The organism is Clostridia bacterium (assembly GCA_024653205.1).
GTDB lineage: Bacteria > Bacillota > DSM-521 > Neomoorellales > SLTJ01 > JANLFO01.
Genome location: JANLFO010000004.1, coordinates 97,911 through 110,735, shown reverse-complemented (window position 1 = coordinate 110,735; position 12,825 = coordinate 97,911). Strand labels below are relative to the sequence as shown.

Annotated in this window: 11 protein-coding genes; all 11 read right to left on the bottom strand. The window is 67.2% G+C overall.

Annotated elements, in window-relative coordinates:
• Positions 1-5: 5 nt before the first annotated feature.
• Positions 6-764, bottom strand: coding sequence for a triose-phosphate isomerase (tpiA, locus tag NUV99_03270; GenBank protein MCR4419150.1), 759 nt, complete (start codon positions 762-764; stop codon positions 6-8).
• A gap of 136 nt (positions 765-900) precedes the next feature.
• Complete coding sequence (locus NUV99_03265) at positions 901-2,085, bottom strand: phosphoglycerate kinase (GenBank protein ID MCR4419149.1); 1,185 nt, start codon at positions 2,083-2,085, stop codon at positions 901-903.
• 138 nt (positions 2,086-2,223) lie between these two features.
• A complete protein-coding gene (gene gap, locus NUV99_03260) occupies positions 2,224-3,231 on the bottom strand; it encodes a type I glyceraldehyde-3-phosphate dehydrogenase (GenBank protein MCR4419148.1) in 1,008 nt (335 codons plus the stop codon).
• 138 nt (positions 3,232-3,369) lie between these two features.
• Positions 3,370-4,755 (bottom strand): RNA polymerase factor sigma-54, encoded by a 1,386-nt coding sequence (rpoN, locus tag NUV99_03255; GenBank protein MCR4419147.1) that lies wholly within the window; start codon positions 4,753-4,755, stop codon positions 3,370-3,372.
• Between the two features lie 70 nt (positions 4,756-4,825).
• Entirely contained in the window at positions 4,826-5,443 is a 618-nt protein-coding gene (locus tag NUV99_03250) for a DUF1405 domain-containing protein (GenBank protein ID MCR4419146.1), read from the bottom strand.
• A complete protein-coding gene (locus NUV99_03245) occupies positions 5,437-5,898 on the bottom strand; it encodes an acyltransferase (GenBank protein MCR4419145.1) in 462 nt (153 codons plus the stop codon). Before NUV99_03245 ends, NUV99_03250 begins: the two co-directional genes overlap by 7 nt.
• A 432-nt stretch (positions 5,899-6,330) precedes the next feature.
• Complete coding sequence (gene whiA / locus NUV99_03240) at positions 6,331-7,401, bottom strand: DNA-binding protein WhiA (GenBank protein MCR4419144.1); 1,071 nt, start codon at positions 7,399-7,401, stop codon at positions 6,331-6,333.
• Positions 7,314-8,645, bottom strand: a complete 1,332-nt coding sequence (locus tag NUV99_03235; protein MCR4419143.1) for a pyruvate/oxaloacetate carboxyltransferase — start codon at positions 8,643-8,645, stop codon at positions 7,314-7,316. The genes whiA and NUV99_03235 overlap by 88 nt, the downstream gene beginning before the upstream one ends.
• Before the next feature lie 108 nt (positions 8,646-8,753).
• Entirely contained in the window at positions 8,754-9,653 is a 900-nt protein-coding gene (rapZ, locus tag NUV99_03230) for an RNase adapter RapZ (GenBank protein MCR4419142.1), read from the bottom strand.
• Positions 9,654-9,722: 69 nt separating this feature from the next.
• Positions 9,723-10,535, bottom strand: coding sequence for a Cof-type HAD-IIB family hydrolase (locus tag NUV99_03225; GenBank protein ID MCR4419141.1), 813 nt, complete (start codon positions 10,533-10,535; stop codon positions 9,723-9,725).
• 324 nt (positions 10,536-10,859) lie between these two features.
• Complete coding sequence (gene uvrC / locus NUV99_03220; protein ID MCR4419140.1) at positions 10,860-12,680, bottom strand: excinuclease ABC subunit UvrC; 1,821 nt, start codon at positions 12,678-12,680, stop codon at positions 10,860-10,862.
• Positions 12,681-12,825 lie beyond the last annotated feature (145 nt).

Genomic DNA, 12,825 nt, shown 5'->3' with positions numbered 1-12,825 from the left:
TGATTCTACTGGATCCGGCACTTGACTATGGCGGCGAAGGTTTCGGCCTTGAGGCTGGCCCCGCCCACCAGGGCCCCGTCTATGTCCGGCTGGGCCATGAAACTGCCGATGTTTTCCGGGGTCACACTACCGCCGTAAAGCAACCGCACCCGGCCTGCGGGCTCGGGCCCGTACATCCCCGCCAGTGCCCGGCGCAGGAAGGCCACCACCGCCTGGGCTTCCTCGGGCACGGGAGTGCGCCCGGTGCCGATGGCCCAGACCGGCTCGTAGGCCACCACCAGATTCTCGATCCGGCCTGCCTCCACTCCGGCCAGGGCCTGGCGGAGCTGGATTTCGCACAGCGCCTCGGTCAGGCCCAGCTCCCGCTGGGCCAGGGTTTCGCCCAGGCACAGGATGGGCTTGAGACCGGCCTGGAACGCCGCTGCCAGTTTCTTGTTTACGGTGGCGTCGTCCTCACCGAAGTACCGGCGCCGCTCGGAATGGCCCACGATCACGTAGCGGCAGCCGGCGGCCAGCAGCATGGGGGCGGAGACCGCGCCGGTGTAGGCGCCCTGCGCCTCCCAGTGCAAATCCTGGGCTCCTACCGCCACCCGGCTGCCGCGGCAGGCGGCGGCCACCGCCGCCAGGGCCGGAAAAGGCGGGCAGAGCACTACCTCGCGGTCCTCTACGTCGGCCACCAGCGGCAGCAGTTCCCTTGCCAGGGCTTCCGCCTCGGGAATGGTCTTGTGCATCTTCCAGTTGGCGGCGATTAAAGGCGTGCGCATCGGTTCCTCCCCCGTTTCCCTCTCTCCCGGAGGCCCCCGGGGCTCCGTACCGGGGCCCGGCCGGCGCGGGCTCGACCCTTAACCTCTGGTTGGCCCTCAGTTTGTCGTCGCGACGACAGACGTTACGGAGCTTACCTCAGGCGTCCAGCAGCGCGGCCACTCCGGGGAGCGTCCTGCCCTCCAGGAATTCCAGGGAGGCTCCGCCGCCGGTGGAGACGTGGGTCACCCGTTCGGCCAGCCCCGCCTTTTCCAGGGCGGCCACCGAGTCGCCGCCTCCCACCACCGTCAGCCCCGGGCAGGAGGCCACCGCCTCGGCCACGCCTCTGGTGCCCGCGGCGAAGGCCTCTACCTCGAAGATGCCCATAGGGCCGTTCCAGACCACGGTGCGGGCGCCGGCAATCTTCTCTGCGTACTTGCGCACGGTAGCCGGCCCGATGTCGCACACCATTTCCGCCGCCGGGATGGCCTGAACGGCCACCGGCCGGCCCGGGGCCTGCCCCCCGGCCTCCGGCGCTACCACCACGTCCTCGGGCAGCAACACCTCTACTCCTTTCTGCCGGGCCGCCTCCAGGAGTTCTCCGGCCAGGGCGATCTTGTCCTCCTCCAGCAGGGATCGCCCCACTCCCAGACCCCGGGCGGCCAGGAACGTGTTGGCCATACCTCCGCCCAGCAGCAGGGTGTTTACCCGGGTCAGCAGGTTCTGTATGACTCCGATCTTGTCCGAGACCTTGGCTCCGCCCAGCACGGCCACGTACGGGCGTTCCGGAGCTTCCAGGAGCCGTCCCAGAAAGTCCACTTCTTTCTCCATCAAGAAACCGGCCACCGCCGGCAGGTAGGCGGCCACCCCGGCGGTGGAGGCGTGGGCCCGGTGGGCGGTGCCGAAGGCGTCGTTGACGTAGACGTCCGCCAGAGCGGCCAGCCGCCGGGCGAATTCCGCATCGTTCTTCTCCTCTTCAGGATAAAAGCGGATGTTCTCCAGCAGCAACACTTGGCCGGGTCCGAGCGCGGCCGCCGCCGCCTCAACTTCCGGCCCCAGGCAGTCGTTTGCTTTGCGCACTTCCTCTCCCAGCAGTTCGGACAGGCGGCGGGCCACCGGGTCCAGCCGGAGTTCCTCCTTTACCTTCCCCTTCGGCCGGCCCAGGTGGGATACCAGGATTACCTTTGCCTTCTGCTCCCGCAGGTACTTGATGGTGGGTAGGGCAGCACGGATGCGGGTGTCATCTGCCACTCGACCTTCCCTATCCAGGGGAACGTTAAAGTCCACCCGTACCAGGACGCGCCGGTTGCGCACGTCCACGTCACGCACGGTCTTCTTACGCATAGACCCAACCTCCTTCTGCCCTCCAAAGGCCGTACTGTATGGTTCCGGCCGCCCGGACCCGGACGGATTAAAACCTCCGCAGGCAGTCCTGGCTCCCTTCGGAGAAACAGGACTGCCTGGCCCGAGGGATAACCCGGCCTACAGGCCTCGGGAGGCCATGAAGCCGATCAAGTCCACCACCCGGCAGGAGTAGCCCCACTCGTTGTCGTACCAGGCTACCACCTTGACCAGGGTACCGTCCATTACCATGGTGGAAAGCCCGTCTACTACGGCCGAATGGGGGTCTCCCCTGAAGTCAATTGAAACCAGCGGCTCTTCGGTGTAGTCCAGTATTCCGGCCAACTCTCCCCGGGCCGCCTCGCGAAAGGCGGCGTTCACTTCCTCCATCGTGGTGGGCCGTTTCACCTCTGCCACCAGATCCAGCACGGAAACGTCGGCTACCGGGACCCGCATGGCAAAGCCGCTGAGTTTGCCCGCCAGTTCCGGCAACACCGCCCCCACCGCCTGGGCGGCACCGGTGGTGGTGGGCACAATGGAGGCGGCAGCGCTCCTGGCCCGCCGCAAGTCCCGGTGCTCCATGTCCAGCAGCCGCTGATCGTTGGTGTAGGCATGCACGGTGCTCATCAGCCCGCGCCGGATCCCCAGCCGCTCGTGCAGCACCCGGGCCACCGGAGCCAGGCAGTTGGTGGTGCAGGAAGCATTGGAGATGATGCGGTGCCGGGCGGGATCATAGGCCTGGTGGTTTACGCCCACCACCAGGGTTACGTCCTCGTTCTTGGCGGGAGCGGTAATTATCACCCGCCTGGCGCCTGCCGCCAGGTGGGCCCTGGCCCGGCCGGCTTCGGTGAAGTGGCCGGTGGCTTCTACCACCACTTCCACCCCTAGCTCTCCCCAGGGGAGATCCTGGGGGTTACGTTGGGCAAAGACCTTAACCTCTTTGCCGTCTACGGTCAGGGCTCCTTCTCGGGCCCGGACCTCCGCATTCAGGCGCCCGTGCGTCGAGTCGTACTTCAGCAGGTGGGCGTTGGTCCGGGCGTCCGCCAGTTCGTTCACTGCTACCACTACCAGGTCCTCCCGGTGCATGGCGGCCCTAAACACCAGCCGGCCGATGCGGCCGAAACCGTTGATGGCAACCCTTACCGGCACAGCCGTTGCCTCCGTCCCATCCATATGGTCTTGACGCTGGCACTAGTATGGGTTGCCCAAGCAAAAAAAATTCCACGCCTGGCGGGCAATTCCTCCCGCCGGCGCAGAACCCTAAAGAGAAATAGGTTGAACTTCCGCTCAGTAGCGCCGGCGCCGGTTCACCGCTCCGATGCCCAACTCCTCCCGGTACTTGGCCACGGTGCGCCGGGCCAGGCAAATGCCCCGCCGGCGCAGGAGTTCGGCCAGCTCGCGGTCGGTAAGCGGCCGACGCGGGTCTTCGGCGGCCACGTATTCCTTGAGAAGTTTTTTCACCGTGGGCGCGGCGGCCGGCCCGAAACTAGCGTTAACCCGGCCGGCGAAGAAGAAGCGGAACTCGTAGAGGCCTCTTGGCGTCTGCATGTACTTGTTGGCGGTAGCCCGGCTCACCGTGGACTCGTGGAGGCCCAGGGCCTCCGCCACCTGGCGCAGGTTCAGCGGCCGCAGATACTCCAGCCCCCGGTCGAGGAACTCCCGCTGGTACTCCACGATGAAGCCGGACACGCGGTATAGGGTCAGGCGCCGCTGCTCCAGGCTGCGGATGAGCCACACGGCGGCGGCCAGGCGGCCTTCCAGAAAGCGACGGACTTCCGGATCGCGGAGTTCCCCGCTCTTGAGCAGCGAATAGTAGGCGGGGTTCAATCCCAGGCGCGAGGACACGGGGTCGTGGACCATGACCACGTACTCCTCGCCTACCTTCTCCACCACCACGTCCGGCTGCACGTAGCGCACCTCCTGAGAGGAGCCGAAGCGCCGGCCGGGCTTGGGGTCGAGGCTGCGGATGAGGTCCACCGCCGCCTGCACTTCCGCCACTTCGGTCCCCAACCGGCGCGCGATCCTTGCCAGCCTGCCCGCGGCCACATCCTCCAAGTACCCGCGTACGATTTCCTCGGCCAGGCGGCGGTCGGTCCGGAGCTGGGCGAGCTGCAGCAGCAGGCACTCGCTAAGGTTACGCGCCCCCACACCCGGGGGATCGAAACTCTGAAGCAGCCTGACCGCCTCTTCCACCTCCCGGGTTTCGGCCCCCAGGCACCGGGCCGCCTCATCCACCCCGATACGCAGGTAGCCCTGGCGGTCTACGTTACCGATGAGAAACTCCACGATTACCCGCTGCCGCGGCTCTACGCTCAGACCGTACAACTGCCAGCGCAGGTGCTCGGACAGGGTAGAGCCCTCCCCGGAGGCAAAATCCGGCGTTCTATCGGGCGGCTGAGAACGGGCCAGGTCGGTATAACCGAGGTCGCTGGTGTCGGCAAAATATTCTAGCCACTCTTCCTCAAGTTCCCGGTCCGCCGCCGCTTCCTCCTCGGCGCCCTCTTCTTCCCTCAATTCCAGGAGCGGATTGTCCTGCAGGGCTTCCTCGACGTAGCGGGCCAATTCCAGGCCGGGAAGCTGCAGCACGGCTATGGCCTGGCGCAGTTCCGGGGTCAGAACCAGCCTCTGGGCCTGTTCCATTTCCACGCCGATGCCGACGCGCACTTTTTCCACCCCTGCTCTGCCTCTAGTTCTGCAGAATGTATATTCGCTGCCGCCAGAGCACTTTCCTGCCGGCGCGACCTTACCGCCGCGCCGCCCGCACCCAGACGGCCGCCGAAAGCCCCAGGCTCAACCCCAGGGCCAGGGACAGGGCCAGGGGGTGCTGGGACTCCAGGAAGAGGTAGGGGTGCTGCCCCAGCCCGTAGTCGATGAAGTCGTTGAGCGCCACCCAGGCCGTGGCCGCCGCCGCCGTGCGCCGGGAAACGGCCAGGTAGGGAAAGTAGAGCGCCCCCTCCAGGGCCATTCCCCAGTGGGAAAGCCACAGGGACCATTCCACCGGCGTGGTGCGCGCCGTCACCGACCAGTAGTCGCTGATCAGGCCTACCGCCCAGAGCCCGTACTTGATTATCCACACGGTGGCCACCAGGGCCACCAGGCGAGAAAACGCTCCCCTGCGGCCGGCCAGCCACAGGCCCAGCATTAAGGCAAACAGGGTAGCGGAAAGAGGGCTGTCCGGCACGAAGGGCCAGTAATACCGCGGCGTGGACGCCAGTTGCTCCCGGTACCAGAGGTAGCCGGAAGCCGCTCCTCCGGCATTGATCGCCAGCAGCAACCACAGGAAACGACGGTCGAAGAGCAGGAGCCGCAGCCGCTCCGGCACCCTCCTGCCCGCGCCTTCCTTATGCGGCAGCACTACCATCCCGGTTCTCCTCCTTCGGGCCCGCGTACCATCCGGGCCGGCACCCCGGCCACCACCGCCCCGGCCGGTACGTCCCGGGTTACCACCGACCCGGCGGCCACCATGGCGCCGTCCCCGATCTTTACCCCGGGAAGCACGGTGGCGTTGGCCCCGATCAACACGTCCCGGCCGATCTCCACCCGGCCCACCCGGTACTCCCGGGGCAGAAACTCGTGGGCCAGAATAGTGGCGTTGTAGCCGATCACCGTATTGGCGCCGATGGAGATGTAGTCCGGCCGCAGCACGTCGAACATGGCCATGAGTCCCACGGATACATCCCGGCCCACCTTCATGCCCAAAAGGTGGCGGTAGCAGAAGTTCTTGAACCCCAGGAAGGGCAAGAACCGGCAGGTCTGGATGACCACGAAGTTGAAACAGACCCGCCAGAACGGGGCCAGGCGGGTCCAGTACTGCATGGAGTTCTTGCCCTCGACCGGGAAGCTCTGGTAGCGACGCACAGGCGCTCCCCCATTCTTCCGCCGGGCTTCTATCGGCACGGCCCCGGCACAGGTGCAGGGTTCTCTTGTCAGCGTTTCCCGCCTCAAGCTTCACTGGCCGGTAGTCCTGGTTTCGCCGAGTACCTAAAGTCTCGGCGGGTACCGAACTTGGCGAGGGCAAGGGTGGAGGCGGGCCGAAGGCCATGGACGGCCGAAGCGGCGGGGCGCCACGGACGGCGCCTCCGCCGGGAGCCCGCCGGAACCCGAAGCTCGAGCCCTAGTTCGGTCGGCGAAGCGACCGGTACGAGGCGGAACCAGGACTACCGGCCAGGAGCGGGGAAATCCAGGCTTCTGCGTACACCTGTTGCCTGGGGGCGGAAAAGAATCCGCGTGCCCGGGCCGGGCACGAGTTCACGCCCGGGTCTCCTGCGCGGCGCCGGCAGAGTCTCCGGTTTCCGCGGCCGGCGCCTTCGCTCCGGACTCGACGGCCATCTGCTCCAGGAGCTTCAGGCGGTAACGCACCGCAGTCTTGCCCAGCCTGGGCGTGAGCATCTGCCCCAGCTCGCGCAGGCTGGCCTCGGGATGGGCCAGGCGCAGTTCCGCCACCTGCCGCAGGCCCTCCGGCAGGTCGGTCCAGGCACCCCTTTCTCTGAGCCGGGCGATCAGGGCGGCCTGCTTCAGGCCCGCATCTACCGTCCGGTTGAGGTTGGCGGTGTCGCAGTTCACCAGGCGGTTTACCCGGCTGCGCACCTCTTTCAGCACCCGGGCGCTCTCGAACTCCAGATAGGAGGTGTGCGCACCCACGAGCGTAAGCAGGCGGGCGATCTGTTCCCCGTCCTTAAAGTAGAGCACCGAACTGCCGCGGCGGCGGCACACGGCACCGGTCAGGCCGAAGGAGGCCAGTATCTCCGCCAGGTTGAACCCCCAGGCCTCGGAGGGCAGCAGGATTTCCAGGTGATAGCCCCCCCGGGGACTGCTGACCGAGCCCGCCACCAGAAAGGCTCCGCGCAGGAAGGCCCGGCGGCAGCAGCCCGCCGCCAGCCCCGTGCGCTGCAACTGGCGCCGGGTGTAGCGCCGGTGCCGGTCCAGGAGGCCGGGCCAGGCGTCCATCCAGCGCCACAGCTCCGGCGTCAGGTCGGCCTCCAGCCGGTAGGTGCGCCTACCCGCCACCACCCCGGGCCTGACCCCCACCGCACTCTTCAGCAGCCGGTAGACCAGCCGCGCCACCGCCGCCTGAGGAGTGGTCACGCGCAACCCGTGCGGGGCCGTCCCGTCCCAGCGGGCGGCAAAGGTGAGGACCCCGGCCAGTTCCGCCTGCATACAACAGGGCTTCTCCGGCCAGAGATGGGCCAATTCCGCCCTGACGACGGCGCCGAAGCTGGGCGTCGTGCCCGCTAGGCGCTCGCCCGGTACTCGAAGTATTCTTTGGCCACGTTGGGGAACAGGCAGTAGGAGATCACGTCCTCCTCGCTGTGGGCCCACTCCTTGATCTCCTCCCGGGCCTTTTCCAGCCGCGGCTCCAGCAGGTCCGCCGGCCGGCAGGTGATTACCTCCTGATTGCCCACCACCCTGGCCCGCACTTCCTCGTTTACCGGTCCGGGCGGCCGGCCGTAAAGGCCCCGCAGGTAGGCCCTGGTCTCGTTGGCGCAGATCTTGTAGCGCTCGCCACCCAGCACGTTAAACACCGCCTGCGTGCCCACAATCTGGCTGGTAGGGGTGACCAGGGGCGGGTAGCCCAGGTCGGCCCGGACCCGCGGTACCTCGGCCAGTACCTGCGGCAGCTTATCCAGGGCGTTGAGCTGCGTGAGCTGGGCCACGAAATTGGAGATCATGCCGCCCGGTATCTGGTAGTTGAGCACGTTAATGTCCACGTTACCGGAACCCACGTCGAACTCGCGGTAGCGGCCGCGCACCTCCTTGAAGTAGGCGGCCAGGTCGGCCAATAGACCCACGTCCAGGCCGGCATCGTAGGGCGTGCCCTGCAGGGCCACCACCAGGGATTCGCAGGGCGGCTGCGATGGACCCATGGCCATGGAGGAAATGGCGGTGTCCACCACGTCCACGCCGGCGTGCACCGCCTCCCAGTAGGCCATGGAGGCCAGGCCGCTGGAATAGTGGCAGTGCAGCTGCACGGGCAGGCCCACCTCGCGCTTGAGGGCGGCCACCAGTTCGCGCGCCGCCACCGGGGTGATTATGCCCGCCATATCCTTGATGCAGAGGGAGTCGGCCCCCATCTCCCGCAGGGTGCGGCCCACCCCGAGGTAGTACTCCACGTCGTGGACCGGACTGATGGTGTAGGAGATGGTGGCCTGCACGTGGGCGCCCACGCCCTTGGCCACCTGCATGGCCTTTTCCAGATTCCGGGGATCGTTGAGAGCGTCGAAGATGCGGAAGATCCGGATGCCGTTGGCGTGGGCCCGGCGGACAAAGGCCTCCACCACGTCGTCCGGATAGTGCTCGTAGCCCACCAGGTTCTGGCCCCGAAGGAGCATCTGCAAAGGGGTGCGGTCAAAGGCGGCGCGCAGCCGGCGCAGCCGCTCCCAGGGGTCCTCCCTGAGGAAGCGCAGGCAGCTGTCGAAGGTGGCTCCGCCCCAAACCTCCAGGGAGTGAAAGCCCACCCGGTCCAGTCGCTCGGCAGCCGGCAGCATGTCTTCGGTCTTCATGCGGGTGGCCAGGAGCGACTGCTGACCGTCCCGCAGGGTAGTATCGGTGATTCTTACCCCCATAGAAGCGGTTTCCTCCCGAAATCGAGCTTATCGGCCAATAATATAACCCGCTTCCGGGGGCTTAACAAGGGCCCGGGACGGCCTCCCGGCAAGTATACATCGCCGGTTTCAGCCGTCGGCGGCGGCGCCTCCCGCCCGAGGCCGCTCGCGCCGCAGATCCCGGTGGGTGACGGTGACCCGGCAGCCTTCCTCCTTCAAGGCAGTGGCCACCTTGTCGGCAAAGGTCACCGAGCGGTGCAGCCCGCCGGTACAGCCGATGGCCACCACCAGGTGAGTCTTGCCTTCCTGAAGGTAGTGGGGGAGAAGAAACCGCAGCAGGGCCAGGAAGCGTTCCAGAAATTCTCCCGCCGCCGGATGCCGGAAGATGAAGTCCACCACCTGCCGGTCCTGGCCGCTTAGGGGCCGCAGTTCTTCCACGTAAAAAGGATTGGGCAGGAAGCGCACGTCCATGACCAGGTCGGCGTCCAGAGGCACCCCGTACTTGTAGCCGAAGGACATTACCGTAACCCGCAGCGAGGTATCGTCCGGCCGGCCGAAAAGCTCCCGGATCTGGTCGCGCAGCTCCTGGGGAGAGAGTTCGGTGGTGTCGATTACCTTATTGGCCCTTCCGCGCAACTCCTCGAGCCGGCGCCTTTCCTCCCGGATGCCCTCCAGGATGGAGCCCTCTTCCGAGAGCGGGTGCCGGCGGCGCGTTTCCTTGTAGCGCCGGACCAGGGTCTCGTCCGCGGCCTCCAGGAAGAGGATCTCGTAGTTGACCCCCTGACGGTCCAGGAAGGCCAGAGTCTCAAATACTGCGGGAAAGAAGTGGCCTCCCCGCACGTCGATTACCAGCGCCACCCGCCCGACGGTCTCGCCCGCCTGTCCCATCAGTTCCAGGAACCGGGGAACCAGCTCGGGCGGAAGGTTATCCACGCAAAAGTAACCCATGTCCTCCAGGCAGCGTACGGCCTGAGTCTTACCCGCGCCGGAAAGACCGGTGACGATTACCAAGTCTTGCTTCCTTCCCATGCGCCTCACCTTGCCCGGCACCGACTTCTTTCGCGAGGTAGGAATCTCCGGCGCTTTCCTTTCCCTCCCCTAGCCGCGCAGGATAAACTGTTCCAGAACCGCGGCTACCCCCTCTTCCTCGTTGGGGGGAGCCACGTAGTCCGCCGCCGCCTTGATCTCCTCCCGGGCGTTGCCCATGGCCACCGCCAGCCCCGCGTACCTGAACATCTCCACGTCGTTGAAGCTGTCCCCGATGGCCATGACCTCCTCCCGCGCCACCCCCAGGTGCTGCGCCACCGCCGCCAGTGCCCGGCCCTTGGTGGCCTCGGGATGGAGGTACTCCAGGTAGGTGGGCTCGGACTTGGTGATGTACAGTTCCCGGCCCCAACGAGCCCGGCTCTCCTCGGCCAGGGCGTCCAGCAGCTCTTCCTCGCCCAGAACCACCAGCTTGATGGGGTCCCGGTCGAGAAGGGAGCGGAGATCCGGGACTTCGTAAAAGGGAACGCTGGACTGAAAGGCGTAGCGGCGCGCGGCGGCGCTAATCCGATCGACGTAGAGGCGATCGCCGCCGTGGTTAAAGTAAAGGTTAATGGGATAACTCTTCTCCTGCACCAGGGCAATGATTTCCCGCGCGTAATGTCGGGGCAGCAGCCGCTCGTAGATGACCAGTCCTTCGGAGGAAGTCTTTACCACCGCGCCGTTGTAGGTGATGAGGGGAAGGTCCAGCTCCAACTCGCGGGCATAACGGATCGCCGAAGCGTACATGCGGCCCGTGGCCAGGGTTACGAACACACCGCGCTCCCGAACGGCGCGGACCGCTTCCTTGGCCCGGGGCGAAATCTCCCAGTTCCGGTTCAACAGCGTGCCGTCCAGGTCAACAGCCACCAGCCGGAAAGTCGCCAACCCTTCACCCCCATGATGCCCCGGTAAATCCCCTGACGGATCCCGACTTTTCCCTGCCGGCAGCCCTGCTTCCCCTCGTACCGGTCACTTAGCCGGCCGAACAGCTTTGCGCTTCGCGCTCCGGCGGGCTACCGGCAGAGGCGCCGTCCCTGGCGCCCCGCCGCTTCGGCCGTCCGTGGCCTGGCGCCCGCCTCCCCGCTCGCTCTCACCGAGTTCGGCACCCGGCACGCTTTAGGTAAACCAGGACTGCCGACCGAAACGGGGGGATAACTCAGGAAGATCCCCGGTTTGCACCCGCTACGGTCCTGGTTCCCCGGGCATACCTCAGCTTCCAGAGTCCTCGCCCGGTTCTGCCTCCAGGTGGGCCTTAACGCGGGCGGCCAGGGCCCGGCTCATCCCCTTTACCGCCGCTATCTCTTCGACACTCGCCCTTCGCAATCCTTCCACCGATCCGAAGGCCTCCAGCAGCGCCCGCCGCCGCTTCGGACCCACTCCCGGGACCTCCCCCAGCACCGAACGGCGGGTCTCCCGCTGCCGGAGGCGGTGGTGGTAGCTCTGGGCAAAGCGGTGGGCCTCGTCTCGCACTTCCTGCAGAAGCTGCAGGGCCGGCGAATCCCGCCCCAGCTCCAGCGGGCCGCCCCCGGGATAGTACAGGACTTCCTCCGCCTTGGCCAGGCCGTACACCGGAAGCTCCGGCCAACCCGCCTCCTCCAGCACCTCCCGCGCCGCCTCCACCTGTCCCCGGCCTCCGTCCACCAGAATCAGATCCGGGGGAGCGGCAAAGCCGGGGTCCCCGGCGGCCAGGCGCTCCAGCCTCCGCCGCAGCACCTCCCGCAGGGCGCCGTAGTCGTCTCCGCGTTCGGCTTCCCGCACCCGGAAGCGGCGGTAGGACGCCTTCTCCGGCCGGCCGTCCACGAACACCACCATAGAGCCCACTGCCGCCGTACCCCCCAGGTGGGATATGTCGTAACCTTCGATGCGCCGGGCCAGGGCCGCCAGTCCCAGGGCCTGCCCCACCGCCGCCACCCGGGACAGGCGCCGCTCTTCGCCCTTCTGGCGGAGATCAAGCGCCGCAGCGGCGTTGGCCTCCGCCCGCGCCACCTGTTCCCTCTTGGTTCCCCGTCTGGGAACCAAGAGCCTCACCCTGCGCCCCCGGCGCGAGGTGAGCCACTGCTCCAGAAGCAGGCGGTCCTCCGGCTCGCCGGGAAGCAGAATCTCGGCCGGCACCTCCTCGCGGCGGCTGTAATAATGCTGCAGGAAGGAGCGCAGGATCTCTCCGGCCTCGCTTTCACCCGCTTCCAGGAAGAAATTCTCCCGGCCGGTAACCGCCCCTCCGCGCAGGGTAAATACCTGCACCGAGGCCTCTCCTCCGGCCACGGCCAGGCCCACCACGTCCCGGTCGCCCTCGCCGCCAAAGGCCACCCGGCGGTGCGCCAGTACCTCCTCCAGGGCCTGCCACCGGTCCCGCAGCCGGGCCGCCTCCTCAAAACGCAGTTCCCGGGCCGCTTCCTCCATGCGGCGCCGCAGGTCCCTGAGCAGGATCTCCCCGCGTCCTTCCAGGAAGGCCACCAGGTCCGCCGCCACCCGGCGGTAGGCAGCGGAATCTACCCGGCCGGCGCAGGGAGCCAGGCACAGACCCAGGTGCGCGTCCAGGCAGGGCCGCTGCCCGGCCGGCCAGCGCTGGGTCTTGCAGGTACGCAGGGGAAATACCCGGCGCATTACCCGGAGAGTCTGGCGTAAGGCTCCGGCGTTGGTGTAGGGGCCGAAGTAGCGGGAGCCGTCCTCCTGGCGGCGCCGGGTAACCGCCAGGCGGGGAAACTCCTCCCTAAGGGTTATCTTGAGATAAGGGTAGGCCTTGTCGTCCTTGAGGTTAACGTTGTAGCGCGGGCGGTAGCTCTTGATCAGGTTGCATTCCAGCACCAGGGCCTCCACCGGAGTATCGGTGACGATGTACTCCAGGTCGGCCACGTGCTGGACCAGGGCCCGCACCTTGGGCGGCTGGCCGGCCGGATCGTGGACGTAGGAACGCACCCGCTGCCGCAGGGAGCTCGCCTTACCCACGTAAATTACTTCGCCCGATGCGTCCCGCATGAGGTACACTCCCGGCGCCTCGGGCAGGTCCTTCACCTTATCCTGCCAGCCCACCGTTCCCACCCCTTTAGACTCTGGCGCCTCCCCAGCGTGCCTTGGGCGGTACCGGGTGCTCCCCGTTCGTACTGTCACCTCGCCGACCGAGCTAAGGCTCGGGCTTCGCCCTCCGGCGGGCTCCCGGCGGAGGCGCCGTCCGTGG

Bases quoted from the DNA above. Each gene is read 5' to 3' on its own strand.
- NUV99_03235 (MCR4419143.1), bottom strand. From the start codon at position 8,645: ATGGGGGTAAGAATCACCGATACTACCCTGCGGGACGGTCAGCAGTCG.
- NUV99_03265 (MCR4419149.1), bottom strand. From the start codon at position 2,085: ATGCGTAAGAAGACCGTGCGTGACGTGGACGTGCGCAACCGGCGCGTC.
- tpiA (MCR4419150.1), bottom strand. From the start codon at position 764: ATGCGCACGCCTTTAATCGCCGCCAACTGGAAGATGCACAAGACCATT.
- NUV99_03245 (MCR4419145.1), bottom strand. From the start codon at position 5,898: ATGCAGTACTGGACCCGCCTGGCCCCGTTCTGGCGGGTCTGTTTCAAC.
- NUV99_03250 (MCR4419146.1), bottom strand. From the start codon at position 5,443: ATGGTAGTGCTGCCGCATAAGGAAGGCGCGGGCAGGAGGGTGCCGGAG.
- rapZ (MCR4419142.1), bottom strand. From the start codon at position 9,653: ATGGGAAGGAAGCAAGACTTGGTAATCGTCACCGGTCTTTCCGGCGCG.